The sequence below is a fragment of the Actinomycetospora corticicola genome (assembly GCF_013409505.1).
Taxonomy (GTDB): domain Bacteria; phylum Actinomycetota; class Actinomycetes; order Mycobacteriales; family Pseudonocardiaceae; genus Actinomycetospora; species Actinomycetospora corticicola.
In genome coordinates this window covers 4674907-4700857 of the sequence record NZ_JACCBN010000001.1, presented here as the reverse complement: position 1 = coordinate 4700857, position 25951 = coordinate 4674907, and the positions used below count along the sequence as shown (strand labels likewise).

At 75.0% G+C, this 25951-nt stretch carries 26 protein-coding genes; 11 read left to right on the top strand and 15 right to left on the bottom strand.

Annotated features, from left to right (window positions below; all coding sequences use genetic code 11):
• Positions 1–32: 32 nt before the first annotated feature.
• The 3 genes from BJ983_RS22870 to BJ983_RS22860 all read right to left on the bottom strand — a co-directional run bounded on the left by BJ983_RS22870 (position 33) and on the right by BJ983_RS22860 (position 2528).
• Entirely contained in the window at positions 33–1064 is a 1032-nt protein-coding gene (locus tag BJ983_RS22870) for a decaprenyl-phosphate phosphoribosyltransferase (RefSeq protein WP_246325640.1), read from the bottom strand.
• Positions 1061–1615 carry a phosphatase PAP2 family protein gene (locus BJ983_RS22865; RefSeq protein ID WP_179795915.1) on the bottom strand — a complete coding sequence of 185 codons (555 nt, stop codon included), beginning with the start codon at positions 1613–1615 and terminating at the stop codon, positions 1061–1063. The genes BJ983_RS22870 and BJ983_RS22865 overlap by 4 nt, the downstream gene beginning before the upstream one ends.
• A 121-nt stretch (positions 1616–1736) precedes the next feature.
• A complete protein-coding gene (locus tag BJ983_RS22860) occupies positions 1737–2528 on the bottom strand; it encodes an HAD family hydrolase (protein ID WP_179795914.1) in 792 nt (263 codons plus the stop codon).
• A 58-nt stretch (positions 2529–2586) separates the two neighbouring features.
• Between BJ983_RS22860 and BJ983_RS22855 the strand changes: the two genes are divergently transcribed.
• Together BJ983_RS22855 and BJ983_RS22850 are read left to right on the top strand one after the other, a co-directional pair.
• Positions 2587–3219 (top strand): endonuclease, encoded by a 633-nt coding sequence (locus BJ983_RS22855; protein WP_179795913.1) that lies wholly within the window; start codon positions 2587–2589, stop codon positions 3217–3219.
• 71 nt (positions 3220–3290) lie between these two features.
• Positions 3291–4556 carry a carboxylate--amine ligase gene (locus BJ983_RS22850; protein WP_343054308.1) on the top strand — a complete coding sequence of 422 codons (1266 nt, stop codon included), beginning with the start codon at positions 3291–3293 and terminating at the stop codon, positions 4554–4556.
• A 32-nt stretch (positions 4557–4588) separates the two neighbouring features.
• Here BJ983_RS22850 and BJ983_RS22845 read toward each other — a convergent pair whose 3' ends face one another.
• Positions 4589–5812 (bottom strand): FAD-dependent oxidoreductase, encoded by a 1224-nt coding sequence (locus tag BJ983_RS22845; protein WP_179795912.1) that lies wholly within the window; start codon positions 5810–5812, stop codon positions 4589–4591.
• A gap of 274 nt (positions 5813–6086) precedes the next feature.
• Here BJ983_RS22845 and BJ983_RS22840 point away from each other — a divergent pair, with 274 nt between their 5' ends.
• On the top strand, positions 6087–7613 hold the full coding sequence (locus tag BJ983_RS22840) for a hypothetical protein (protein WP_179795911.1): 1527 nt from the start codon (positions 6087–6089) through the stop codon (positions 7611–7613).
• Between the two features lie 10 nt (positions 7614–7623).
• On the opposite strand, the gene BJ983_RS22835 is transcribed toward BJ983_RS22840, so the two are convergent.
• From BJ983_RS22835 to BJ983_RS22815, 5 genes are all read right to left on the bottom strand, one after another.
• The gene (locus BJ983_RS22835; RefSeq protein WP_179795910.1) at positions 7624–10785 is read right to left on the bottom strand and encodes an arabinosyltransferase domain-containing protein; all 3162 of its coding nucleotides are present in this window, start codon (positions 10783–10785) and stop codon (positions 7624–7626) included.
• Between the two features lie 99 nt (positions 10786–10884).
• Positions 10885–11322 (bottom strand): DUF350 domain-containing protein, encoded by a 438-nt coding sequence (locus BJ983_RS22830; RefSeq protein ID WP_179795909.1) that lies wholly within the window; start codon positions 11320–11322, stop codon positions 10885–10887.
• Positions 11323–11368: 46 nt separating this feature from the next.
• On the bottom strand, positions 11369–12166 hold the full coding sequence (locus BJ983_RS22825; protein ID WP_179795908.1) for an SCO6745 family protein: 798 nt from the start codon (positions 12164–12166) through the stop codon (positions 11369–11371).
• A complete protein-coding gene (locus BJ983_RS22820; RefSeq protein WP_179795907.1) occupies positions 12167–13336 on the bottom strand; it encodes a glutathionylspermidine synthase family protein in 1170 nt (389 codons plus the stop codon). It lies immediately after the preceding gene.
• Between the two features lie 13 nt (positions 13337–13349).
• Positions 13350–14177, bottom strand: a complete 828-nt coding sequence (locus BJ983_RS22815) for a hypothetical protein (protein ID WP_218890412.1) — start codon at positions 14175–14177, stop codon at positions 13350–13352.
• Positions 14178–14277: 100 nt separating this feature from the next.
• Here BJ983_RS22815 and BJ983_RS22810 point away from each other — a divergent pair, with 100 nt between their 5' ends.
• The 4 genes from BJ983_RS22810 (at position 14278) to BJ983_RS22795 (ending at position 17550) form a co-directional block, all read left to right on the top strand.
• Entirely contained in the window at positions 14278–15480 is a 1203-nt protein-coding gene (locus BJ983_RS22810; protein WP_179795906.1) for a septum formation family protein, read from the top strand.
• An 8-nt stretch (positions 15481–15488) separates the two neighbouring features.
• Positions 15489–15836: a metallopeptidase family protein gene (locus tag BJ983_RS22805; protein ID WP_179795905.1), complete on the top strand. Its 348-nt coding sequence runs from the start codon at positions 15489–15491 to the stop codon at positions 15834–15836.
• A 109-nt stretch (positions 15837–15945) separates the two neighbouring features.
• Complete coding sequence (locus tag BJ983_RS22800; RefSeq protein WP_179795904.1) at positions 15946–16188, top strand: hypothetical protein; 243 nt, start codon at positions 15946–15948, stop codon at positions 16186–16188.
• A gap of 288 nt (positions 16189–16476) precedes the next feature.
• Positions 16477–17550, top strand: coding sequence for an IS110 family RNA-guided transposase (locus tag BJ983_RS22795; RefSeq protein ID WP_179795903.1), 1074 nt, complete (start codon positions 16477–16479; stop codon positions 17548–17550).
• A gap of 27 nt (positions 17551–17577) precedes the next feature.
• On the opposite strand, the gene BJ983_RS22790 is transcribed toward BJ983_RS22795, so the two are convergent.
• Genes BJ983_RS22790 through BJ983_RS22780 form a run of 3 tightly spaced genes read right to left on the bottom strand, consistent with a single transcriptional unit; the run spans position 17578 to position 20164 of the window.
• A complete protein-coding gene (locus BJ983_RS22790) occupies positions 17578–18222 on the bottom strand; it encodes a histidine phosphatase family protein (RefSeq protein ID WP_179795902.1) in 645 nt (214 codons plus the stop codon).
• Positions 18223–18233: 11 nt separating this feature from the next.
• Positions 18234–19211 (bottom strand): prephenate dehydratase, encoded by a 978-nt coding sequence (gene pheA / locus BJ983_RS22785; RefSeq protein WP_425484817.1) that lies wholly within the window; start codon positions 19209–19211, stop codon positions 18234–18236.
• Positions 19208–20164 carry a hypothetical protein gene (locus BJ983_RS22780; RefSeq protein WP_343054307.1) on the bottom strand — a complete coding sequence of 319 codons (957 nt, stop codon included), beginning with the start codon at positions 20162–20164 and terminating at the stop codon, positions 19208–19210. The genes pheA and BJ983_RS22780 overlap by 4 nt, the downstream gene beginning before the upstream one ends.
• A 73-nt stretch (positions 20165–20237) precedes the next feature.
• Here BJ983_RS22780 and BJ983_RS22775 point away from each other — a divergent pair, with 73 nt between their 5' ends.
• Positions 20238–21038 (top strand): DUF2470 domain-containing protein, encoded by an 801-nt coding sequence (locus BJ983_RS22775; RefSeq protein WP_179795900.1) that lies wholly within the window; start codon positions 20238–20240, stop codon positions 21036–21038.
• On the opposite strand, the gene BJ983_RS22770 is transcribed toward BJ983_RS22775, so the two are convergent.
• Together BJ983_RS22770 and BJ983_RS22765 are read right to left on the bottom strand one after the other, a co-directional pair.
• On the bottom strand, positions 21010–21342 hold the full coding sequence (locus tag BJ983_RS22770) for a DUF3817 domain-containing protein (protein ID WP_343054306.1): 333 nt from the start codon (positions 21340–21342) through the stop codon (positions 21010–21012). The two genes, BJ983_RS22775 and BJ983_RS22770, sit on opposite strands and share 29 nt — an antisense overlap.
• Positions 21339–21791: a hypothetical protein gene (locus tag BJ983_RS22765; RefSeq protein ID WP_179795899.1), complete on the bottom strand. Its 453-nt coding sequence runs from the start codon at positions 21789–21791 to the stop codon at positions 21339–21341. The genes BJ983_RS22770 and BJ983_RS22765 overlap by 4 nt, the downstream gene beginning before the upstream one ends.
• Before the next feature lie 63 nt (positions 21792–21854).
• Between BJ983_RS22765 and BJ983_RS22760 the strand changes: the two genes are divergently transcribed.
• From BJ983_RS22760 to BJ983_RS22750, 3 genes are all read left to right on the top strand, one after another.
• Positions 21855–22655 carry a CPBP family intramembrane glutamic endopeptidase gene (locus tag BJ983_RS22760; protein WP_179795898.1) on the top strand — a complete coding sequence of 267 codons (801 nt, stop codon included), beginning with the start codon at positions 21855–21857 and terminating at the stop codon, positions 22653–22655.
• A 9-nt stretch (positions 22656–22664) separates the two neighbouring features.
• Positions 22665–23846 (top strand): arginine deiminase, encoded by a 1182-nt coding sequence (locus tag BJ983_RS22755; RefSeq protein WP_179795897.1) that lies wholly within the window; start codon positions 22665–22667, stop codon positions 23844–23846.
• 176 nt (positions 23847–24022) lie between these two features.
• Entirely contained in the window at positions 24023–25003 is a 981-nt protein-coding gene (locus BJ983_RS22750; protein ID WP_218890410.1) for a Rieske (2Fe-2S) protein, read from the top strand.
• Between the two features lie 26 nt (positions 25004–25029).
• Here BJ983_RS22750 and BJ983_RS22745 read toward each other — a convergent pair whose 3' ends face one another.
• On the bottom strand, positions 25030–25752 hold the full coding sequence (locus tag BJ983_RS22745; protein WP_179795896.1) for a class I SAM-dependent methyltransferase: 723 nt from the start codon (positions 25750–25752) through the stop codon (positions 25030–25032).
• Between the last annotated feature and the right edge of the window lie 199 nt (positions 25753–25951).

Genomic DNA, 25951 nt, shown 5'->3' with positions numbered 1-25951 from the left:
GACCCCGTGTCCGTCCCCGCGGCGCCCACGGTTCAGTGCACGGCCGAGGTGGACACCGCGAGGAACAGCAGCACCGCCCACGCCAGGCCGAGCACCTGCAGCACCCGGTCGTTGATGACGATCTCCTCGGGCTCCCCGCCGTTGCCGCCGTCGACGTCGACGGCGTAGCGCAGGATGGCCACCACGAACGGCACCACCGAGATGATCGCCCACATGCTCGGCGGCGTCGGCAGGGCGTTGCGGACCGGCTGGACGCCGATCTGGAAGGCCCACAGCGAGTAGGCCAGGATCACGATCGTCGCCGACAGCGACCACACGAACCGCAGGTAGGACGCGGAGTAGCGCTCCAGCGACTTGCGGATTTTCGCCCCGGTCTGTTCGGCGAGCCGCATCTCGGCGTAGCGCTTGCCCGAGGCCATGAACAGCGAGCCGAAGGCCATCGTGAGCAGGAACCACGGCGAGAGGTACAGCGAGGCCGCGGCGCCGCCGGCGATCGCGCGCATGAGGAAGCCGGAGCTGACGATGCACACGTCGATGACCGGCTCGTGCTTGAGCCAGAGGCAGTACGCGAGCTGGACCACCACGTAGACGATCACGACGATCGCGAGGTTCAGCGTGGCCACGAAGCCCAATGCGATCGCGCCGGCGAAGAGCACCACCGCGGTCCCGTAGGCGACCCCGGGCGGCACGATGCCGGCCGCGATCGGGCGGAAGCGCTTCTTCGGGTGGGCGCGGTCGGCCTCGACGTCGCGAGCGTCGTTGACCAGGTACACCCCGGACGCCGCCAGCGAGAACGCCGCGAAGGCCACGAGCACCTGGATCCAGACCGACGCCTCGCCGAGCCGGCCCGCCGCGAAGGGCGCCGCGAACACCAGGACGTTCTTGACCCACTGCTTGGGCCGCATGGTTTTGAGCAGCCCCAGCGGGACCGCGAGCGGCCCGGTGCGGCGCACCGGGACGACGTCGTCCTCCGGGGCGTCCTCGGGCTCGCGGTTCTCCTCGAGGGCGGCCTCGTCGGCGGGCTCCTCGGGAAGAGCGGCGGCCTTCTCCTGCGACGTGGTCATCGGGTCCTCCAGCGGCCCAGTCGGCCCCGCTCGGTCACACGGCGCGTGACGAGGGCGCACGCGGCTCCGAGGGCGGTTCCGGCCAGGACGTCGGTCGGGTAGTGGACACCCAGCACGAGGCGGGAGAGCGCCATCGCCGGGATCAGGGAGGTGAGGGGGACGGTGGCCTCGGACCGGCGCAGCAGGCCCGCGTAGAGCACGACCGCCGCGGTGGTGGACGTGGCGTGCGAGGAGGGGAACGACAGTCGGCTCGGGGTGCCGACGTGGACCGCGATCCGCGGGTCGTGCGGGCGGCGGCGACGCACCACCTGCTTCAGGGCGATCGAGGCGCCGTGCGCCCCGGCCACGCCCACGGCGGCGGTGGTCCATTCCCGACGACGGGTCGGGTCGAGCGCCGCGCCCGCGGCACCGAGGGCGAGCCAGCCCGCGGCGTGCTCACCGAACAGGGACATCGCCCGCGCGGCCCGGACCACGGTGGGGTGGTCGATGCGGCGCTGGACGGCGACCAGCAGGGAGGCCTCGTCGACTCCTCCGGGTGCCCGGTCGAGCACACGTCCTCCTCGCGCGGCGGCAGGTCACTGGCGATCCGATGCTACGCGGGGGTTGACACCGGCCCCCCACCGAGGCAGGGGAGCCGGTGCGCGTGTCGGGCCGCCGCGCCCGCGAGCAGCGTCAGAACCAGCGCTCGAGGACCATGGCGACTCCGTCGTCGTCGTGGTGGCCGGTGACCTCGTCCGCGAGCTCCGCGAGCTCGGGGTGCGCGTTGCCCATCGCCACCCCGTGGCCGGCCCAGCGCAGCATCTCGAGGTCGTTCGGCATGTCGCCGAAGGCCACCACCTCCTCGGCGGGCACGCCGTGGTGCGCGGCCGCCAGGGCGAGGCCGTGCGCCTTCGTCACGCCCGGCACCGAGCACTCGACGAGACCCTGGCCGGTCGAGAAGGTGACGTCGACCAGGTCCCCGAGCCCGGCGCGCACCGCGGCCGCCATCGCGTCGCTGGCGAGCCCCCGGTGCCGCGCGAGCACCTTGACCGCGGGGCGGGCGGCGAGGTCGCCGGTCGCGATCTCGACGTGGTCCGACCCCGGCCACGCGGGCTCGTAGGCGGGCTCGCAGCAGAACTCCGGGGCGTCCACGCGTTCGACGGCGAGTCCGGCGCCGGGCAGGGCGACGCGGAGCCGGTCGATCACCTCGGCGAGCGCGTCGGTGTCGAGCTCCGCGGCCTCGACGACGCGGCGGCTCCCGGCGTCCCAGAGGACCGCGCCGTTGGCGGCCACGCACAGCCCCCGCAGGCCGATGGCGTCACAGACCGGGTCGATCCACCGCGGCGGCCGGCCGGTCGCGATGACCAGCGGGACGCCCGCCTCCGTCATCCGCTCGAGCACCCGCACCAGCCGCGGGCCCGGCCGGTCGTCGGCGCCGAGCAGCGTGCCGTCGACGTCGCTGGCGACCAGGCGGGGAGCTCTCATGGGATCGATTGTCACCCCGCCCGCGCATCGCGCGCCGGAGCCCGGGTATGCGGACCGTATGAGCCAGAAGCAGACGGCCGCCCGGCTGCTGGACGACGCGGGCGAGACGTTCGCCGCCGAGGCCGGCATCTCCCTCGACGACAAGCCCGCCCCGCTCTACCGGTTGCTCGTGCTCGCCGTGCTGCTCTCCAGCCGCGTGCAGGCGAAGCTCGGTACCCGTGCGTGCCGGGAACTCGTCGACTCCGACCTGGGCACGCCCGCGAAGATGGGTGCCGCGACCCACGAGCAGGTACACGACGCGCTCGACCGCGCGAAGTTCCTCAGCAAGGACCAGACCGCCGACGCCCTGATCGAGGGGGCGCAGCTCGTCGCCGACCGCTGGTCCGGGGACCTGCGCGGCATGCGCACCGAGGCCGACGGGGACGCGGCCCGGCTCGCCGAACTGCTCACGGAGGTCCCGCGGCTCGGCCCGGTCGGCGCCGACATCTTCACCCGCGAGGTCCAGGCGGTGTGGCCGGAGTTCCGTCCGCACCTCGACGGCAAGGCGACCGCGGGAGCGCAGGCGCTGGGGCTGCCGCAGGACCCGGCCGCACTGGCCGATCTGGTCACCGGGGACGAGCTGGCACGATTCGCCGCGGCGCTGGTCCGGGCCGGTCTGGACGACGACGTGGCGGGCCGGGTCGGGGGTTGACGACGGTCTAGTCTGCCGCCGGACTCGCCGTCACCCGACCGGACGAGCCGTCGACCCGAGGGGGACCCCCGGTGCTCCTCGAGGATGCCGCGCTCCCCGATCCACCGTCCGCGGGCGGGCGCGTGGAGCTCGACCGGTCGGTCCCGGCGCTGCTGCTGAAGCTCGGGTCCTACCCCCTGCACCACGGCGGACTCGGCGTGGTCCGCAGCCTCGGCCGCTGCGGGGTGGACGTCTACGCGGTGACCGAGGGGCGGTTCACCCCGGCCGCGGTCTCGCGCCACCTGCGCGGGCGCCTCTCCTGGCCCACCAGCGGCGGGGAGGACCCCGCCGAGCTCGCCGAGGGGCTGCACGGCATCGCCCGGAGCCTGGGTCGCCGCGCGGTGCTGGTGCCGACCGACGACGAGAGCGCGATCGCGATCAGCGAGCTCGGCGACGACCTCGCCGACGACTTCCTCTTCCCCCGCTGCGTCGATCCCGGCCTGCCCCGGCGGCTGGCGAGCAAGGAGGGACTGGCAGCGCTCTGCGCCCGGCACGGCATCCCCACCCCGCACACCGTCGTGCCCGCCGCCCTCGACGACGTCGAGGAGTACGCGGCCCACGGCTCCTTCCCCGTCGTCGTGAAGAGCCGGGCGCCGTTCGAGCGGCACTCGAACCCGACGGTGCGCTCCTCGACCGTGGTGACGACCCCCGACGAGCTCCGGGCGCTCGCCCTGGACTGGCGCGACGACCCCGGGGTGATCCTGCAGGAGTACCTGCCGCGCGAGGACTCCGAGGACTGGGTGGTGCACGCCTGGACCGGCGCGGGGGCGACGAGCGTGTTCACCGGCGTCAAGCTCCGTTCCTGGCCGCCGCGCGCGGGGGTCACGACGGCGGGTCGGGCCTGCTGGAACCCCGAGCTCGCCGAGCTCGCCACCCGGCTGTTCACCGCCACCGGGTTCTCCGGGATCGCCGACCTGGACTTCCGCCGCGACCGGCGCGACGACCGGTACAAGCTGGTCGACTTCAACCCGCGGGTCGGCGCCCAGTTCCGGCTCTTCGAGGACGCCGGCGGGCTGGACGTGGTCCGCGCCCAGCACCTGGCGCTGACCGGGCGGGCCGTGCCGCACGCGGCGTTCCCCGAGGGCCGGGCGTTCGTGGCGGAGGACTTCGACTACGTGGCGCGCCTGGCCTACCGGGGCGAGCCGACCGACGCGCCCGCCCCCGTCGGCCGGGCGCCGTCCACCGAGCGGGCCTGGTTCGCCCTCGACGACCCGCTGCCGGTGCTGCCGATGGTGCTCGGACGCGCCCGCCCGGTGCTGTCCCGGGCGCGCCGGAAGGTGCGGCTGCGCCGCAGGTGAGCAGAAAGTGGGGCTATAGGCCCACTTTCTGCTCACCTGCCGAAGGCACCCACGGGGTAGGCGACCCGCAGCGTCGGGCCCCGTCGGCCCGCCACCCGGCGGGCGAGCTCCGGCCCGGCGTACCAGGTGCCGGTGACGAAGCGGTTGACCGGACCGAAGGAGCGGACGGCCGGGGCGCCCAGGACGTGCAGGCCCCGGACCGAGGTCTCGAAGCCCGGGCCGAGCACCGGGGACCCGTCGGCGAGCGCGAGCCCGTCGAGCAGGCCGTCGTCGAGCAGGCCGTAGCGGGCGACGTCGATGTCGTAGCCGCTGCCGATCATCACGTGGTCGGCGGTGAGGACCGTGCCGTCGGCGAGCGTCACGGTGACGCCCGTGTCGCCGGCGGTGGCCGACGTGATCCGGCGGCCGAGCTCGAAGGGCACGTGCTCGAGGCGGGCCCGCAGGTTGTGCGACCCCGCCGGGAACAGGCAGCGGCGGCGGACCTCGGCCTGCAGCCGCTCGGGGAGGCGCCGGTAGGTCTCGGGCGCGGCGGCGAGCCAGCCGGTGGCGCGGCCGCCGACGTCGGTCGGCGGGACCCGCCAGCGCTGGCGGAAGGTGGGCGGCGGGGCGTCCGCGGGCCGGTGCGGGCCCAGCCAGTGGACGGCCGTGGCGCGGGCCGTGACCGTCACGTCGACGCCGAGGTCCGCGAGGATCGCCGCGTTCTCCAGGGCGCTCTGCCCGAGCCCGACGACGAGCACCCGCCGGCCCGCGAACACCGACAGGTCCTCGTGCTCGGCGACGTGCGAGACGGTGCCCTTGGGCAGGTCGGCGAGCTCGGGCACGCCGCGCTCCATGTTGTGCAGCCCGACGGCCAGCACGACGCGCTCGGCGTGCACCCGGTCGCCGTCGGCCAGGGCGACGGTGAAGCCCGACCCCTCGCGGGCGACCCGGGTCACGCGCCGGGTGTCCAGGTCCGGGACCACGCGCGCGGCGAACCAGTCGCCGTAGGCCAGGAAGTGCTCCAGCGACGCCGGGTTGTCCAGCGTGACGCCCGTGGCCCGCGCCCAGGCGGTGATGGTGTGCCCCGGGACCGGGTGTCCGATCGACGAGGCCCGCTCCTTCGAGCGCAGGATCATCCCGCGCGGCATCTGGTGGCGCCAGGAGCCCATCACCTCGCCGAAGGTGTGCGTCTCGGTGCCCTGATGCCGCAGGAAGGCGGTGGCGGCGAGCCCGTACGGCCCCGCACCGACGACTGCGACCTCCGTGGTGTCGGCCATGGTCCCCCTTTTCGTTCCCGCGCCGTGACAGCGCGTGAGGGGCATCTGACCAGACGGGGTGGTCGGTCCCGACGGCGGGTCGGCAGTGCCAGTGCTCTGACCTGGGACTACGGGACATCGGGGACGGATCGGGCACGAACCGGGTGGGCACGGACGAGTGACGGCCGTGATCACCTTCGGTGATCAACTCGCTCCGGACCCGACCGCGAGTGCGCGGACGGCCCAGTGGGACCACCGGCTACGGTGCGAGCGCACCGCACCTGTGGGGGAGCCCATGTCGACCGAGACCCTGCCCGACGAGTCGCCGACGCGGGCCGACGACGGGGCCGCACCGTCCGCGGCGGCACGGGCGTGGCGCGTGTCGCCGGACCTGCCCGCCGCGCTGGGCGGCGCCCTGGCCGGGGTCGTGCTCTTCCTCCTCGCACACCGCGGGATGCCGGACGACACCTACATCACGCTCGACTACGCCCGGAACCTCGCCGAGCACGCGCACTGGGGTCTCACCCCGTTCCGCGACTCCAACTCGGCGACCTCGCCGCTGAACGTCTGGCTGCTCGCGGCGGGCATCCTCGTGACCGGGCGCCCGGCGGTCGCCGTCGGGCTCGTGCTCGTCCTGGCGACCACGCTCCTCGGGCTCTGGGCCGCCGGCCTCGCCGGCCGCCTCGGGCTCCGCCGCCCGGTGCTCGCCGCCCTCGTCGTCGGCCTCACCGTGTCCTCGCCGGTCTTCGCGAGCGTCGTCGGGATGGAGTCCTTCCTCGGCGCCGCACTGCTGCTCGGCGTCGCCCGGTACGCGGCGGACCGCCGCCCCGTGGCGGCCGGCGTGGTGCTCGGGTTCGCCGTGCTGTGCCGCCCGGACCTCGCGGTCCCCGGCCTGGTCCTCCTCGGCGCCCTGCTCGCCGGCCGGACGCCGTCGGCCGTCCGCCCCCTGCTGCCGGCGCTCGCGGCGACGGTCGTGGTGGCGCTCCCCTGGCACCTCTTCTCCTGGTTCGCGCTCGGCGGCTTCGTGCCGGACACCCTGGTGATCAAGACGGGCGGGGCGTTCCCGAACGGCGAGGTCTTCGGCAACGGGCCGCTGTTCTGGGCCGAGCGGTGGCCGGTGCCGATGGTCCTGATCGGCGCGGTGGCCCTCACCGGCCTGGCCGCGACCGCACGGTCGCTGGTCGCCGTGCTCCGGGGCCGCCACACCCCGGTCGACCGGGTGGTCGTCGCGTGCGGCGCCGCCGGGTTGCTGCACTACGGCGTGTACGCGGCGATGGGGGTCTCGTCGTACATCTGGTACTACTGCCCGTCGTCGTTCCTGCTCACGGTGTGCGCGGCGCTCCTCGCCGCCGACCTCGCGGGACGCCGGGCGGGCGCCGGGGTCGCGACCGCGCTCGCCGTGGTGGCGGGGATGGCGGTCGGCATCCAGGTGGTGGGCCCGCTGCCGTGGACGCAGCCGGTGATCTTCGGCAACTGGGCCACCTCCGCCCAGTACATCGACGCCGGGCGCGCGCTGGGGGCGGCGCTCCCGCCGGGGCGCAGCGTCGCGGCGCCCGGGGAGATCGGAGCCCTCGCGTACGGCTGCCGGTGCGACATCGTCGACGTCTTCTCCGACCACGACCGCGTCCGGGCCCTGGCGGAGGAGCGCGAGCGGGCGGGCGGCCCGCTGACCCGTGCGTTCCTGGGGGTCAACTACCTGTTCTCGGACACCGACGCGCCCCGGCCGACCGATCAGGTCCTGCGCTGGGAGGCCGGGACCGGGCCGGGCTGGCCCACCGACGTACCCGGCCGCGGCCCCGGGCGCCTGGTCCTCGGCCCGTAGGGCAGGGACCTCAGCCCACCGCCCCCTGGTAGTCGACGTCGGCGTAGTCCTCGGTCGCGATCGTCGGGCCGCGTTCCCAGCCGGGTGTCGACCGCGTGGTGGTGGCGACGTCCACGAGCCCGACCGGGCGGTCCCGGACGACGAGGTCGACCCGTCCCCAGGGCTTCGTGCGCGGACCGCCGGGCTGCACCGCGGTCGCCAGGCGCACGTACGTGGAGTTCGCGTCGTCGAAGCGCCACGCCCCGCCGCGCTCGAGCTTGTCCTGCAACCCCCAGTAGCTCTGCCCCAGGTCCTCGTCGGCGTGGATGCGGACGTCGGGCGGCGGTGCGATCCCGTGGGCGACGGCGGCCTGGTCCACGCACGGCCAGAGCACGGTCGACATCTGGTCGACGAGCACCGACCGGCCCGCCAGCACCTCGGTGATCGGGCGCGGGACGGCCAGCCGGGGTGCCGCGACCGCGATGCGGTCCTCGCCGACCGCCGGTCCGGGGACCACGCGCACGCGGACGAACTCGGGGCGGACCGGCTGGTCGACCAGCGACACCGGGCGCTCCTGCCAGGTGCGGCCGTCGGCGTTGGGGAGCGGCACGATCTCCCGGCCGCCCGTCACCGCGACGGCACCGGCGGGTCCGCGCCCGAACTCGACGACCACGCGCTCGTCGGGCGAGTCGGCGAGCAGCACCGGCACCACGACGTCGGTCGCGTCGCCGCCGGCCGGCACCGGGTACCAGCCGGTGGTCAGACCGGCCCGGCCGTTCGAGGTCGGGGTCGCGTCGTGCCACACCGGCCCCAGGTCCGGCACCGGGTGCGGGGACGGGAACCGCGTCGAGTCGACCATGTCGCCGTCGAGGACGGCGGGGCCGGTGGGGCGCCCGAGCGGGACCGACGCCGGACCGAGCGCGGTCACCTCGTCCTGCAGGCCGCACAGGTTCCCGCGCAGCACGTCCTTGGTGTTCCCCAGCGCGACGGTCCAGCCCGGGTACTGGGTGGCGGGGGCCAGCACGAACACCCCGAGCATCCCGACGACGAGCGTCCCGCACGCCACGGCGAGCACCGCGCGGTCCGGCCCGGGGCGGGGCAGGCGTCGGTCGGGCCAGTGCCGGACGGACCAGGCGACCCAGGCGGCGGCGAGGACCGCGACCGCGACCCACACCAGCGGGTTGCGCAGGAACACGGGGCCGAGGTGCGGGGCGAGCAGGTTCTGGCTGAGCGGGGTGGGCGCGGGGTCGGCGTGCGCGCCGAACGGCTGGCCCCGGTCCGAGTAGGGCGTCCACACGTTCCAGCCCGCGAAGGTCACCGAGGTCACGACGACCAGGACCGCGAGCCCGACCGCGGTCGCGAGCGCCCGCTCCGTCCCGGGCAGCGGCGCCCGCAACAGGGCGACCGCGAGGAGGACCGTGCCGGCCGCACCGACCGCGGGGAAGTGCAGCACCCACTTCGTCGGGCTGGCCGCCACCAGGGCGAACGCCACCGCGCTCGTCGCGGCGGAGTGCAGCAGGAGCCGCCGCAGGTCGTCGTCGTCGGGACCCCGCCGCGCGCTGCCCGCCGCGACCAGCACCGTCACGCCGAGCGTCAGCAGGATCGGGCCGCGCCCGCCCCACGAGGTCCGGCCCGGGGACAGGAGCGTCTGGTAGTGCGTGAGCTCGTCGTACCAGGGGACGGTGTTGTAGTAGTACGAGTGGACGGCCGAGGCCTCGAGGAAGTCGCCCAGCGACGTGTCCGCGAAGGCGACGGGGACCGCCACGGACGCCGCCGCGGCGAGGACCGCGAGCGCCACGAGCCGCTCCGCCGTGGTGGAGGCCCGGATGCGCGGCCACCAGCGCGGCAGCTCGACGAGCAGCGGCGCCCAGGCGACCAGCCCGGTCGGTGAGCAGGTCAGGGCCAGCGCCGCGGCCGCGACGGCCACCGCGTAGAGCACGGGGGCGGTACGCAGCCGGGCGAGCTCCACCAGCAGGAGCACCACCACCGACAGCAGCACGATCAGCGGCTCGGGCCGGAGGGTCAGTCCGAAGGGCAGCCACCACACCAGGTGGCCGACGAGCAGCGCCCACGGCACGTAGCTGCGGCGGACCTCGGCCCGCCGCAGCGCGATGGCCAGGTACACCCGCAGCAGGGCGTACGCCAGGAGCCCGAACGCGAGTGGGAGCAGGCGCAGCCACACGAGCGACCAGCCGCCGAGGGCACCCCACACCTGCATCAGGTACTGCGAGGCGACGAAGGGGTTCTCCGTCACGTTGAACATGTAGACGGCGTTGCCGAGGTAGCCCGACGCCCCGGCGTCGCGGGCCATCAGCGGGTACCAGCTGTCGTCGAAGTTCATCGGCGCGAGGACCACCCACGCCCCGGAGACCACGAGGACGACGGCGTCGGCCCACGACAGGTGGCGGCGCAGCACCCGCCACGCGTGCCGCCGGCCCTGCCACCAGCGGCGGACCGCCGGGCCGTGATCGCGCGCGAGCAGGACGAACAGCACCACGAGCGCGAGCAGGTGGGCGCCGAGCAGCACGGTCTTCAGCGGGCCGGGCGTCGAGGCGTACCGGTCGTCGGTCTGCAGCGTGACCTGCGGGGCGACCGCCCCCGGCCCCTCCGCGCTCGTGCTGAGCTCGGAGACCTGCGGGGGCGCGATGTCGGCGCAGGACCCGCAGGCCAGCGGGACCGCGGCACCGTCGAGGGTGGCCCGCAGGCCGTCCGCCCCGAGGTGGAGGGCGAGGGCGCAGTTGCCCGGCGGCAGGGCGGTGGAGAGCATCCGCTCGCCGGAGACGACCACGTCGACCCGGCCCGCGACGGAGGAGACGACGAGCCCGCCCGCGGCGACGCGGTCGGGGTGGGCGGTGGGCCGGCGGTCCTCCGGCGCGACGTCCTCGGTCAGCGCCTTCGGCACGGCGCCCGCGGGCATGGTGCGCAGGACGTCGCCGCCGGCCCGGAGCGCGGCGCACGGGACCGTGGCGTCGAACGAGGCCGGGCGCGGCGGGCTGAGCGAGAGGACCGTCGAACGCACCGGCCCGGTCCCCGCGGGCCACGACACGGTGGTCACGTCGCTGGTGACGGGGGCGAGCGGCACCGCCAGCCCGAGCAGCACCGCGACCAGGGCCCAGACGAGGACGCCGCTCGGCCGGGACCGGGGCGGTACCGGCTCCTCCACCGGATCCGCCGACCTCAGCACTGCCGTCATCCGCCCACTCCGGTGCCTCTCCCCGACACGGTGTCCCGAGCAGAGTAGGGGTGCTGCGGAGCGCGACGGGTCCTCCGACGCGCCGTGCGGCCGTCCGGGTCAGATGATGGCGACGGCCACGACGAGCCCCAACGCGACGTGCATCCCGGCGATCATCGCGGAGACCGGGGTGTAGCCCTCGTCGTGCAGGCAGGCCCCGACGTCGAGCCGGGAGACCGCCTCGAGCCCGCGCACGGCGATCACCTGGGCGATGATGCCGACGAGGCCGAACACCAGCGTGTTGACGATGCCGGTGAGGAAGCCGCCGCCGGAGACGTAGATGGCGGTGACGACGATCAGCGCCATGGACACCAGGCCGGACGCGGCCACCACCACGGCGTTTGGACGCCCCTCGCGGACCAGCCCGCGCAGGTCACCGGGCGTGGTCAGGTCGATGGCGAAGTAGCCGACGTACATCAGCACCGCGCCGATGACCGCGTAGACCGCGATCAGGCCGATGCCGGAGAACAGGGTCGGGAAGAAGTCGGGCGTGAGCACGCGGCCCCCAAGGCGGGTGGTCCAACCGGACGAAAGGGGCGCCAGACTAGCGGGTCAACCCGACGGGGTTGGGCGACGGCACGACGTTCCAGCACGCGTCGGCGATCGGCGCGAGCAGCTCGGCGAGCCGGTCCGTCCGCTCCGGCCCCAGAGCCGCCCACGGCGTGGCGGCCGCCCGGTCGGTCGCGTCCTCCACCGCAGCGTGCAGGTCCGCCGCCTCCGCCGGGGTCCACCGCGCGACCGCCGCCTCCCACCCGTCGTCGGGAAGGCGCCGGCCGAGCCGCAGGTCGCGTTCCGGGGACTCCCCCGCGAGCACCTTGAGCACGTGCGACTCCACGGCCGACACGCCGTGCACGGTCAGCGCGGCGAGGTGCCCGTCGCCGCGGTGCTCGCGCAACGTCGTCGTCGCCTGCCACAGGGCGAGGTGCGGGTCGGCGGGACGTGGCAGGGCACGGTTCGCGGCGCCGAGGACGCGGCCTGCGTCCTCGCAGGCCCGCGACGCCTCCCAGGCGAGGTCGGCGGCCTCCTGCGCCCACCCGGCGTCGGGAAGGCCCTCGAGCTCGCGGACGGCGGCGTCGATGCCGCGCAGCCGCCGTTCGAGCGCGACGCCGGGGGTGACGGTGACGCCCTCGAGCGCGTCGGCGATCCGGTCGGGCGCGAAGCCGCCGAAGGCCGCCGTGATCACCGCCGACGGCACCGCGCCGAGCGGCGCCGCGCGCTGCGCGACGTAGCGCGACCAGAACGACGGCCCGAGGTCCTCGGTGGCCCGCAGCGACGCGGGCGCGAAGTAGATCAGCGCGTGGACCGGCTCGACGAGCCGCCACATCCGCCGGGCGACGTGCATCTAGTCCGGGATCCGGTGCGGCACGAACGCCGCGCCGTTGTCGGTGACCAGCCCCGCGGACTCGCGGATCCCCATGCCGGCCGCCTCGTCGCCGACGATCCAGGCGCCGAGCACCGGGCGGTAGCCGTCGAACTCGGGCAGCGGGTCGAAGAGCTGGTAGACGTAGCCCTCCTCGCCGTAGACCCCGCCGGTCTCGACGACGGGCTCCCCGGCCCCGGCGACGATCTGCACGTTCGCGCCCTCGCGGCCCAGCAGCGGCTTGCGGACGTACTCGGTGAGGAACCCGGGGTCGTTCAGGCTCGCGGGCAGCAGGTTCGGGTGCCCGGGGTACATCTCCCACAGCACGGCGAGCAGCGCCTTGTTCGACAGCAGCGTCTTCCACAGCGGCTCGACCCACTGCGTCTCCGGCAGGCTCCGCGTGACGTGCTTGCCGAAGTCGTCGCCGAGGATCCACTCCCAGGGGTAGAGCTTGCAGACACAGCTCATCGGGGCCTCCTCGAGGTCGACGAACCGGTCGAGCGCGGAGTCCCAGCCGATCTGCTCGATCGCGAGTCCCACGGTGTCCAGCCCGGCCTCGGCGGCGGTCTCCTGCAGGTAGGCCGTGGTGACGTGGTCCTCACCGGTCGCGTCGGCCTGCGACCAGCAGAAGTGCACGTCGCCGCGCGGCAGGTTCGCCGCGATCGTCCCCCACTGCGCCACCAGCTTCTCGTGCAGCGAGTTCCACTGGTCCTGGTCGCCGAAGACGTCCTTGAGCCAGTACCACTGGCAGATCGAGGCCTCGAGCAGCGACGTCGGGGTGTCGGCGTTGTACTCGAGCAGCTTCGCGGGCCCCGACCCGTCGTAGCGCAGGTCGAAGCGGCCGTAGAGGTGCGGGTCGTGCCGCTTCCACGACGCGGCCACCTGCTCCCAGCACCACTCGGGCAGCGCGAAGTCGCGGAACCGCTCCGTGGTCACGACGTGGTCGACCGCCTCGAGGCACATCGAGTGCAGCAGCTCGACGTCCGCCTCGAGCGAGAGGATCTCGGCCATGTCGAACACGTAGTGCACCGACTCGTCCCAGTACGGGCGCGTGCCGTTGCCGGCGCTCGTGGCGGGCGTGCCGAAGACCAGCCCCTGCTCCTCGATCTTCTGACGCCAGTCGGGGCGGGGGGTCGATCGTTCGCGTCGCACGCCGGTGAGCCTGTCAGCTGCCGGAGCTGGAGCCGCCGCCGGACGAGCCCGAGGACCCGCGGCTGCCCGAGCCGCCGGTTCCCGACGACGAGCTGCCGACGCCGAGGCCGCCACGGCTCACCGTGCCGCTGCTGCCGTTCGAGGTGCCGACGCTCGAGCCGGACGTGCCGCGCAGCGAGGTGCCGCTGGCCGGCGGATTGGTGCTGCCGCCGCGCGCGACCGTGCCGACGGGCGCGTTCGACCCGTAGTTGTAGTGGTACTGGTTGCCGAACCCGCCGAGGAAGATCGGCACGAAGGCGCCACTGGAGTTGTAGTAGCCGCCCTGCTGGGCGCCGGTGGCGCACTGGTTGTCGTCGACGACCACGCCGTTCTGGTCGACGCACTGCGCGGTGGTCTCGTCGTCGCTGCCCGAGGCGGCGTAGGCGATCGCGACGATCGCGACGATGCCCACCGCGACCCCACCGCCGATGAGGATGCGCTTGCGCGTCTTCGACTTCCGCTGCTCCGCGGCGGCCGCCGCCTCCTCCTGGGCGCGACGACGGCGCTCGGCCTCCCGCCGGGCGCGCTGCTCGGCGACCGTGGGCTCGCGCGGCGTGGTCGTCTCCGGGTCCTGGTAGCGGATCCCGCCCTTGCGCTTCTCCGGCTCCGGCGTCGGCGCCACGAGGGTGCCGTCCGGGCCGGTGCTCGTGCTCGTGCCGGCGTCCGGTTCGGCCGCCTCGCCGCGCTGCACGGCCTGCCACTCCTCGGCGGTGCGCTGCTCGGTGTCGGGCGCAGCGGGGGTGCCCTGCGGCGGCGTCGGGGCGTCGTCCGCCCGATGAGTGCCGCCCGGCTGGTCCGTCATCGCCCGTCGCCCCCGTTCATCGCTCCACTCCATCACATCACCGGGCCCGTCGTCCCCCCGTCAAGGCGACGAACCGGGCACGCGGCATGATGGCAGGACCATGCTCGTACGGGAACGCCCGTCCTCCGGCGGAGGGGACGAACCAGACACCGACCGGGACGACCACGCCGGGCGGCGACTCATCGCGCGCCGCGGCGTCGTGGGGATCCTGGTCGGCGCCCTCGTCATGCTCCTCGCCGCCTCCGCCCTCGCGGCCACCGGATCCAGCCTCGGATTCCTGGGGCTGGCCTCGAACGAGGGCGGGTCCCCCGGCATCCTCGGCGGTTCCAGCACCGGTCCCTCGACCGACCGCACGGAGCTCCCCTCGACGCCCGGGACGTGCCTGACCTGGACCACCGCGGACGGGTCGGACGTCTCCCAGGTGCCGTGCGCGCAGTCCCACCTGTTCGAGACGGCGGGTGCGGTCCAGGCCCCGCTGCCCGACGGCGCGCCGTTCCCGGCCGACGCCGCGTGGCAGCAGCTGGTCGCCTCGCAGTGCGGGCCCGTGGTGCAGGGCTACCTGGCGAAGCCGCTCGACCCCACCGGCCGCTACAAGGTCGGCGCGCTCAAGCCCACGCAGTCGGCGTGGGAGGACGGCGACCGCACGGTCCGCTGCGGCCTGCAGGCCCCCGGCCGCTCCGGCGCGCTGTTCTCCTCCACCGGGAAGGTCGCCGACACCGACCAGGCCGTCGTCTTCGCGCCCGGGACCTGCCTCGGCCTCGCGGGCAAGGAGGTGTCGGACCCGGTGTCGTCGTGCACGAAGACGCACGCCGCCGAGGTCGCCGGCACCGTGGACCTCGGCAGCAAGTTCCCGAACGGCCTGCCCTCGGTCGACGACCAGGACAACTTCCTCCAGCCGGAGTGCACCCGCGTCGCCCAGGATGCCGTCGGCGCGCAGAAGCTGACCGACTCGAAGCTCACCGTGTACTGGACGAACGTCAACCAGGCCTCGTGGGACGCGGGCACGCGGCGGGTGAGCTGCAACATGGGTTCGCTGCTGGCCGACAACTCCGGCTTCGCCCCGCTGACCGGAGCGGTGAAGGACGGCGTCACCATCGGCGGCGCGGCCCCGGCGTCGGCCGACCCGCTGCCGCCCGCCGGTGCCCCGGCCGAGGCGCCCACCACCTCCGCGTCGACCGCCCCGAGCGCCGATCCGGACGTCCCCGCACAGCCCGTCGCCCCGCAGCCCGGCCTGCAACTGCCGGTCCCGCTGCCCGGGCTGGGGCAGCCGGCGCAGACGTCGGCCCCCGCTCCGGCCAACTGATCCCTCCGGTGGACGGGGTCGGACCCGAGCGGTTCGAGGAGCTGGTCGGCGAGGCGCTCGACGAGCTCCCGCCCGAGCTGCTCCGCGCCATGGACAACGTGGTCGTGCTCGTCGAGGCGCGGAACGTCGAGGACCCGGAGCTGCTCGGGCTCTACGAGGGCGTCGCACTGACCGAGCGGACGTCCGACTACGGCGGCGTCCTCCCCGACCGGATCACCCTCTACCGGGACGCCCTGGTGGACATGTGCGCCGACGAGGACGAGCTGCGCGACGAGGTGGCGATCACGGTCGTGCACGAGATCGCGCACCACTTCGGGATCGACGAGGAGACCCTGCACCGGTACGGCTGGGGCTGACCGGCGAGGGTCACGTCAGGCAGGCGCCGCGGCCCCACGGGCTGCCTCACGTGCACCTCGCGGCGCGCGGGGTGGACGGGTCGCCGTCGAGCGGGCACCGTGGCCGCCCATGGCCGACCTGATCGCGGAGTTCCTGCAGGCCGTGGACGGCGCCGGTGAGCGGGTGATCCCGGAGTCGGCGCTGGCGGGCGGTGTCGCCGAGGACCAGCAGGCCCAGTTCGACGCGTTCCTGGCCCAGCTCGAGGCGGCCGGTCTCATCGCGGACGTGAGCCCGGCCGACGTCGGGCGCCGCTTCGTCCACGTCGCGGTCACCGACGCCGGGCGCAGGTACGTCGCCGACCAGGGGGCGTAGGGACGTCGAGGTGCACACCAGGCAGGTCCACGGCCACCGGGACCTGCCCCACGTGAACCTCAGTGTCAGGGTCGGTGGTGCCGCTGTTGCGGTGGTCGGGATCCTGGTCGTCGGTGCTCTGGCTCTCCATGTGACTGCCCCTGATGGGCCAGCGCGAGCTGTGCCGGGCACCGGCGGCCAGGCCGGCCGGCGTGACTTGATAGGAGCGTGGCAGCGCCCCCACTGAGGTGTGTCCGCCGACCGGCCCGGCCTGTTGTCCCCCGCAGGCTAGGAGCAGGAGACCCTTCGATGGTCCTGATGGTCGGAGTCGATGTCCACAAAGACACCCACACCGCGGTGGTGGTCGATCAACTCGGGGTGCGCCGCGCGCAGCGTCGGGTGCAGGCCACCGACGCCGGACACCTGGAGTTGTTGGCGTGGGTCCAGGGTGTGGGTGAGGAGTTCGCGGTCGCGGCTGGGCCCGAGATCGAGTGGGCGGTGGAGGACTGCCGGCATGTGTCGCTGCGCCTGGAGCGGGCGTTGCTCGCCGCGGGGCAGCGAGTGCGGCGGGTGCCGCCGAAGCTGATGGCCGGTGCCCGGAGCTCGGCGCGGGAGTTCGGGAAGTCCGACCCGATCGATGCGACCGCGATCGCCCGGGCCGCGTTGCGGGAGCCGGACCTGCCCCTGGCCGAGCACACCCCGGCCAGCCGGGAGCTGAAGCTGCTGGTCGATCACCGTGAGCACCTGGTGGCGGAGCGGACCGCGATGATCTGCCGGCTGCGTTGGCACCTGCACGAGCTCGATCCCGAACTCGAGCGCAGCATCCCGGCCCGCGGGCTGGACAAGCCCACCCGGCTGGCCTGGCTCGCTGAGCACCTGCCCGCCGCGCACCCCGGGCTGGTCGGCGAACTGGCCGCCGAGCTGGTCGGCGACATCGCCGCACGCACCACCCGCATCCGCGCCCTCGAGCGCGAGATCGCCCGGCGGGTCGCCGTGTTGGCCCCGCAGCTGCTCGAGTTGCCCGGCTGCGGGCCGCTCTCGGCGGCGAAGCTGCTCGCCGAGACCGCCCGCCCGGGCCGGTTCCGCTCCGAGGCCTGCTTCGCGATGCACGCCGGGGTCGCACCGATCCCGGCCTCCTCGGGGCGCACCGACCGCCACCGGCTGGCCCGCGGCGGCAACCGGCAACTCAACGCCGCCCTGCACCGCATCGCGCTGACCCAGACCCGGCTACCCGAGAGCCTCGGACGGGCCTACTACGACAAGCGTCGAGCCCGCGGCGACCGACACAACGACGCCCTCCGCGCCCTCAAACGACGCCTCGCCCGCGTCGTGTTCAACCTGCTCCGACAGACCGAACCCACCCCAACCCCCGCCGCCGCTTGACATAGGAGCAGCTCGCGGAGCGGCCGCTCAGCCGCCCGTCGCGTCGCGGGTCGAGGCGAGGCCCCCGGGAGCCTCGCGGCGCCACGCCACCAGGCGCCACCCGCCGTCGGGAAGGGCCTCGAACTCCAGGCGGCCGCAGTTGTCGAGGTGGTCGTCCCCGTCCGGGCGCAGGTCGCTCGCGCCGGCGAGGGCGTGCCCGACCAGGCGCAGCACCGCACCGTGGCTGACCAGCACCGTCGTGCCATCCGGGTGGCGGCGGCGCAGGTCCTCGACGGCGGGCAGGTAGCGGTCGAGGACGTCCTGTCCCGACTCGCCGCCGGGCATGCGCGCGGAGAGGTCGCCGTCGCGCCAGGCGTCGTAGACCCCGCGGAACACGTCGACCGACGCGTCGTCGGAGCGGCCCTCCAGGTCGCCCACCTGCACCTCGTGCACGCCGTCGACCACGCCCGGCGTCATCCCGAGCACCGTTCCGACGACCCCGGCCGTCTCCTGAGCCCGGCGCGCCCGCGAGCCGTACAGCGCCGTGACGGCGAGCGCGGACAGCTCCTTGCCGAGCGCCTCGGCCTGGAGCCGGCCGAGGTCGGTGAGCCCGGGCCCGGGCAGCAGGGTGTCGAGGATCTTCGCGACGTTCGCCGGCGTCTGGCCGTGCCGGCAGAGCACCAGGGTGGTCACGGTCTCCACCTCTACCCGACGACGGGCCCCGCGGCCGCACGGGATGGCAGGGATCGCAGTGCGTGCAGCCACTCCGCGGCGGCCGCGTGGTCGGCCGGGGTCTGCCCCGGCACCGGCGGTGCGACCGGCGGGGACGGTGCGGTGGAGCCGGGCGGGACCGTCGCCCGCGGGTAGGAGCCGAGGAACCGCAGGTCGGTGCACCGCCGGTGGAGCGCCGCCAGCGCCTCGCCCATCGCGGCCTCGGCGACGTGGCCCGCGCCGTCGAGGAAGAACCAGTAGGTGCCGAGACGCGCCTTCGAGGGGCGCGACTCGATGCGGGTGAGGTCGACGCCGCGGATCGCGAACTCGGTGAGGATCGCGAGCAGGGCGCCCGGCTCGTTGACCGTCGTCGCGGCGATGGAGGTGCGGTCCGTGCCGGTCGGGGCGGGCAGCGTGGAGTCCGCGCGGGCCACGACGACGAAGCGGGTCACCGCGTCGCCGGTGTCGTGCACCCCGTCGGCGAGCATCTCGAGCCCGTAGTGGCGGGCCGCGACCGGCGCGCACACCGCGGCGTCGACCTGTCCGTCGGCCACGGCCGCGGCGGCCGCCGCCGTCGACGGCGTCATCCGCACCTCGGCGTGCGGGAGGTGGGCGGCGAGCCAGCGACGGGTCTGTGCCTCCCCGTGCGGGTGGGAGGCCACGGTGGCGACGTCGGCGGCGGTCGTCCCGGGGCGCACCAGCACCCCGAAGCGCACCGGCAGCAGGATCTCCCGGATCACGACGACGGGCGGGGTCTCCACCAGGCCGTCCATGGTCGCGGGGACCGCTCCCTCCACCGAGCTCTCGATCGGCACGCACGCGAGCTCCGCGTCGCCGGCGCGCAGGGCGTCCAGGGCGGCGGTGGTGCTCGCGGCGGGCTCGGTCCGCGCGCCCGGGAAGTCGTCGAGCACCGACCCGAGCGCCTGCTCGCAGAACGTGCCGTGCGGGCCGAGGAACGCGATGCGCATCAGACCAGCCCCAGGCGCGCCATCTCGGCGCCCTGGTCGGCCGGGGCGGTCGACCCGAACGACGACAGGTGCGCGCGGACCCGGGTCGCGGTCGCCTCGTCGACGGCGCCCATCTCGCGGGCGAGGGCGTCCGCGTCGGTGGCCTCGAGGGCGTGCCGGACCTCCTCGACGAGCTCGTCGGAGACGTCGCCGTCGGACGGCGCGGCCCGCAGCGCCCGGGTCACCGCGACCATCAGGTTCAGCCAGCCGTGGTGGTCGAAGCCGGTCTCCGGGTCGACGTGCCGGGCCGCGGACTGCAGCCCGATGCTCGCGGTGAACGAGCGTCCGGAGGCCGCGACGACGGCGAGGAAGCGCGACACGTCGGTGACCCCCGGGAACGCCCCCGCCCGGTCGCCGCCGCAGCGCAGCTTCGGCCGGCACCCGTGCCCGACCACGCGCTGCACGCCGTCGATCCAGTCCTGCGAGCCGTCGACGTCCGGACGGCGGGGCTCGACGACGGCGACGACCTCGTCGGGCACGAACTCGGTGACCCGCTCGAGCCAGACCGAGTCGACGTCGTGCGGGGCGGGCATCTCGACGGTGCCGGTGGTCAGCAGCGCGGCGCGCGAGGACGTCAGCGACAGCGCCTTCGGCACACCGCCGAGGCCGGTGTCGACCGACAGCGCCACCGGGAGCGGGGCGGACGGACGCCGCTTGACGAGCTCGGCGACGAACTCCTGCAGCCGTGAGACCGGGACCACGAGCGCCCCGAGCAGGTCGCCGTGCTCGCCGACGCGGGCGTCGAGGTGGGCGGCGACGACGTCGGCCATCTCCCGGCGCGGGCCCGGCGAGACCAGTGCCGCGTCGTCGAGGATGCCGGCGAGGAGCGTGGGCACACCGTCGACCGGTGCCCCACCGGCCTGGGGGACGGTGGACACGAGGGCACGGTAGCGGGCGACGTCCGCGGGGCCGTCCACCGGGCGACCCTTGCCTTTTTCCCGCTCGGTTCGGTTAGGCTCACCTAAGTTCGCCGACCGTGAGGAGCCCGCCGTGGCCAGGAGCTGCCCGCCTCAGCCCGCCGTCCCGAGTCCGGCGGAGCGCGCCCGGGCCACGGCCACCCGGGCGTCGTCCGCGGCCCTGATCACCGGGTCGCCGACGGGCGAGGACGTCGAGCGGATCGTGCCGACGCTGCACCACGTGCCCGCGTCCGGTGCGGCGACCCTCCAGGTCCCGGCCGACCACCCGTTGGTCGCCGCCACCCGCGCAGCGGAGCACCTGCCGGTGATGATGGAGCTCTCCGACACCGCCCCGGTCGCGGTGCGCCAGCCCGTCCGCGGCCTGGTCTGGGTATGCGGCCGGGTCCGCGTGCTCCCCGCCCGCGTCGCCCGCCGCGCCGCACTGCGGATCGCGGCCGACCGGCCCGACGAGCGCCTGCTCGACGTCGGGCACGCCGACGTCCTGCTCCGGCTCGACCCTGCTTCCGTGGTGCTGAGCGACGCCGAGGGCACCGGGACGTTCACCCCCGCCGAGGTGGCGGCCGCCCCGACCGACCCCTTCACCGAGTGCGGCGACGCCTGGCTCGCCCACCTCGCGGGCGCGCACTCCTCGCTGGTGGCGGGCCTGGCCCGGCACCTGCCGGTCGCGCTGCGCCGCCCCGGGCACACCCTCGTCCCGCTCGCCGTCGACCGCCTCGGGCTGCGCCTGCGGGTGGAGACGGCCCACGGCGACCACGACGTCCGGCTCGGCTTCTCCGGCCCGGTCGCCTGCCCGCGGATGCTGGGCGCGGAGGTGCGCCGGCTCGCGGGCCTGACCGACCCGGAGATCAGCCCGCGGCGCGCAGCGGAGCGGTGACCTTCCGCTCGGCCACGAACGACACGAACGGGATCGTCCCGGCCAGCGCCACCAGCAGGAGCTTCCCCACCGGCCAACGCGCCTTCACGCCGAGGTCGGCGGTCAGGGCCAGGTAGCCCATGTAGAGGAAGCCGTGGATCGGGCCGACGATCGCGACGAGCAGCGGCTGGTCGGCGAAGTACTTCAGCGGCATCGCCACGAGCACCAGGACCAGGAGGCCGACGCCGACGACGTAGGCCCCCACCCGGTAGCGGCGCATGGCGGCGACGACCTTGTCGGTGAGGGCGTCGGTCGGAGCGGTCACGGGGTCGACTCCTCGTTCCTGATGGTGTCGGTGTCGCGGCGTCCCAGCTCGGCCAGCATCGCGTTGTACTCGTCGGTGGCCCGGACCTGCGTGGGCCGACCCGCTCCCGCGCCCGGCTCGACGCCGGTCGGTCGCGGGGTGAACGGGCTGTCCGCCTCGGGGATCGACCCGGGCGCCGCCGCCGGGGACGACCCGGCGTCGGGAGGACCTTCCTGGATCTCGGCGAGGATCCGCGCCTCGGAGCGCAGCATGCGCCACCAGAGCAGTGCGAAGAAGACGCCGAACAACGGCCACTGCAGCGCGTACCCGGCGTTCAGCAGCGATCCCGTGGCCGATTCCGCCCGGATCAGCTGCCAGTAGGCCATGCCCATGCACACCACGACGGCGCAGAGCGCGAGCACGGTCCACCCCACCCACCGGGGGGTCGCGAGCACACGCAGGACCTGCACCCCTCCGAGGTTACCGACGCACGCGGTGTGACCCCCGTGGCGTGCGTCCTAGGCTGATCACCGATGAACAGCTGGTTGTCCCCGGCGCGGCCCGAGGTCGAGGTCGTGACCGGCCGCGAGCGCCGGCTCGTCGTCACCGAGATCCTCGTGGTGGCCACGGTGACCCTCGGGCTCTCCGGCCTCCGGTCGCTGATCTCTTTGCTCGACTCGCTCGCCGCGCCGGCCCCGCTCGCGCAGCGGAAGGTGACGATCGACCAGCCCCTCGCGACCGACGCCTGGGTGGACCTCGCCGCCCAGCTCGCCTCCTCGTTGCAGCTCGTGGCCTGGGGCGGGCTCGGGCTCTACCTCCTGGTGCGCGCCGGGTCCGGCCCGCGCGGCGTGGGGCTCGACGGGCGCCGCCCGTGGCGCGACCTGCGCGCCGCCTGCGGGCTCGCCGCGCTCATCGGCATCCCCGGGCTGGGGTTCTACCTGCTGACCCGCGCGATCGGGATCAACCTCACCGTGGTCCCGTCGGTGCTCGACGACCACTGGTGGCGGGTGCCGGTCCTGCTCGTCTCGGCGTTCGCCAACTCGTGGGCCGAGGAGGTGCTCGTCGTCGGCTGGCTGCTCTCGGCGCTGCGCCGGCTCGGGCTCACCGAGAACCGGTCATTGCTGGTCGCAGCCGTGCTCCGTGGCTCCTACCACCTCTACCAGGGCTTCGGCGGCGGCATCGGCAACCTCGTCATGGGCCTGGTGTTCGGGCGGTACTGGCAGCGCACGGGCCGGCTCTGGCCGCTGGTCGTGGCGCACACGCTCATCGACGTCGTGGCGTTCGTGGGCTCGGCGCTGCTCGCCGGGAAGGTGTCCTTCCTGCCCGGGAACTAGGGTCGCGCGATGACCCCGCGCGTGGACACCGAGGTCGGACCGCTCCGGACGGTCGTGCTGCACCGACCGGGCCCGGAGCTCCAGCGGCTCACCCCGCGCAACGCCGACCGGCTGCTCTTCGACGGCATCCCCTGGGTCGAGCGCGCCCAGCTCGAGCACGACCGCTTCGCCGACACGCTGCGCGCCCACGGCGTCGAGGTGCTGCTGCTCGCGGACCTGCTCACCGAGGCCCTCCACGACGCCGGGTCGCGCGACTCCGGCATCGCGGCGGCGGTCGACGAGCGGGTCCTCGGCCGGGAGCTCGGGGCGGCCGTGCGGGAGCAGATGACGACGATGTCCGCGCCCGACCTGGCGACCGCGCTCATCGGCGGGCTCACCTTCCGCGAGCTCGGTGACGGCGAGAACTCGCTGGTCCGCCGGATGCACGGCCCGGACGAGTTCGCCGTCGACCCCCTGCCCAACCTCATGTTCACCCGCGACTCCTCGATGCGGGTCGGCGACCGCGTGGTCGCCGCGGCGATGGGGATGCCGGCCCGACGTCGGGAGGCCTCGCTGGTCGCGCTGGCGCACGGCGGGCGAGCGGCGCTGGGCGGGGTGACGCACACCGAGGCCCGTGACACCTCCGCCGTCGAGGGCGGCGACGTGCTGCTGCTCGCGCCGGGGGTGCTCGCGATCGGCGTCGGGGAGCGGACGAGCCCGGCCGGCGCCGAGTCCTTCGCCCGCGCCATGTTCGCCGACGGTCTCGCCCACACCGTGCTCGCCGTCCCCATCACCCAGCGCCGGGCGACGATGCACCTCGACACGGTGGCGACGATGGTCGACGTCGACGCCATGGTGGTGTTCCCCGAGGTCCTGGACGCGCTCGAGGCGTGGACGATCACCCCGGGTCTGCAGATCACCGGCCCCGAGCCGTTCCGGCCGGCCGCCGCCCGGGCCATGGGCATCGAGGAGCTCCGGGCGGTGGACACCGGACCGGCCGGGGTCGCCGCCGAGCGCGAGCAGTGGGACGACGGCAACAACACCCTCGCCCTGGCCCCCGGCCTCGTCGTCGCCTACGAGCGGAACACCACGACGAACGGTCGGCTGCGCGACGCCGGCATCGAGGTCGTCACCATCGAGGGCTTCGAGCTCGGGTCCGGCCGAGGCGGTCCGCGGTGCCTGTCGTGCCCCTGGGCGCGCGACACCCCCTGATCGGGTGGCGCCGTCCTCGTTCGGCGCAGCCAGGCGTGCGTCCGGCCACAGACGACCACGCCCCACTGCACCGGTAGGGACGCGCCCCTAGCGTCCGTTGCGTGCTGAAGAAGCGCCCGGTCGGCCGAACCTCGGCGAACCCTCTGCGACGACTGTCCGGCGAACGCTGGGAGGCCATGGCGCCGACCTGGCGGGACGCGAAGCCGGGCATCATCCACGCCGCGCTCGAACGGGCCCAGGCCCGGCCGTCGGGCAACTGGTACGTCGTCGGCGCCTCCGACGACATCCGGGTCGGGTCCCCGACCGGCACCACGGTGGCGGGCGTCGAGCTGGTCGTCTGGCGGGCCCCCGACGGCGGGTTGCACGCCGGCCCCGGTGCCTGCCCGCACCTCGGGGCGGACATGTCGACCGCGCAGCAGTCGGGCTGCGAGCTGATCTGCCGCTGGCACGGCCTCGCGCTCGGCCCGTCCGGCCGCGCCGGCTGGCGCACGCTGCCCGCGCACGACGACGGGGTGCTCGTCTGGGTCCGGCTCGACGCGGTCGGCGGCGAGGAGCCCACCGACGCGCCGGTCCTCCCGGTGCGCCCGCCGCACACCGAGAGCCTCGTCGCGGTGGCCTCGATGGAGGGCACCTGCGAGCCCGAGGACGTGATCGCCAACCGCCTCGACCCGTGGCACGGCGCCTGGTTCCACCCGCACTCGTTCGCCGACCTGCGCGTCGACTCGGCGCCCGGCCGCACCGCGAGCGACGCCGAGGACCACTTCGACCTGCACGTGGCCTTCCGGCTCACCCGGCAGTGGGGCATCCCGGTCGAGGCGCGGTTCACCTGCCCCGACCCGCGGACGATCGTCATGCACATCACCCGCGGCGAGGGGGCGGGCAGCGTCGTCGAGACCCACGCGACGCCGCTGGCCCCGCACCCCGACGGCCGGGCCCGCACGCTCGTCACCGAGGCCGTGCTGGCCCACTCCACGCGTGCGGGGTTCGTGCACGCCACGAAGGCGCAGCGGCTCGTCCGCCCGCTCATGGAGTTCGCGGCGAAGCGGCTCTGGGTCGACGACATCGAGTACGCCGAGCGCACCTACGAGGTGCGCCGGCGTCGTCGGGCCGGGGCCGGATCCGGGGTCACCGGGACGTCAGCCGTGGCCCACGACTGACGTCGGACGTCAGCCGGGCGCCACGCTCAGGCAGGGCGGCGGCCGAGGATCGTGTGGACGATCCCCTTCTGCCAGCCGTCCACCGGCTCGACCCGGACGTCGTCGAGCCCGGCGTCGCGCAGTCGGCCCGTCAGCCGCGAGATCCCGTCGAAGTGCAGGACCGACCTCCACAGGTAGCGGTACAGCGACGCGTCGCCGGTCACCCGCCACCCCAGCGGGATGATGATCGCCCAGCACACGGCGGTCCACGTCGCGCGGGCGCGCGCCGAGTCGGCCACCGAGTACTCGTGCACCGCCAGCGGGGCGCCCGGCGCGAGCAGGCCGTGCAGGTCCTTCACCCCGGCCGTCACGTCGGGGAGGTTGCGCAGCAGGTACGCCGCGAGGATGCCGTCGAAGGGGCCCTCGACGCCGTGCGCGGCCAACTCCTCGGCGCGGGAGTGCACGAACCGCACCGTGTCGGGCCACGTCTTGGCCTGCGCCTGCGCGAGCATCTCCGCCGACGCGTCGGCCGCCACGATCTCGGCGGCCGGGTAGGTCTCCACCAGCGCCTGCGTGGACAGCCCGGTGCCGCACCCGACGTCGAGGAGCCGCAGCCCGCGCCCGTCGTCGGGAAGGGCCAGCCGCCGCGCGGAGAGCCGCAGGTGGTCGAGGTAGCCGGGGTTGGCGCCGACCAGACGGTCGTAGGAGGTGGCGTCCTGGTCGAACGCCGCCGGCACCACGGCGGCCTCGCGGGCACGGTCGAAGGTCACGAGCGGCCATCCTGCCGTGCCGTCGGCGTCGGGGCACTTCCGGCACCGGTGACGAAGTGCCCCGGAGCCCCTCGCCGGCGAAGCTGAGAGGGGTACCGACGAACGGCGCAGCGATCCCGCCCGTCGTCGCCGGATCCCGGTCGATCAGCGCGACCGGAGGCCCTCCGCTCTCAGAATCGCGGGTCACGCTCAGGTCACG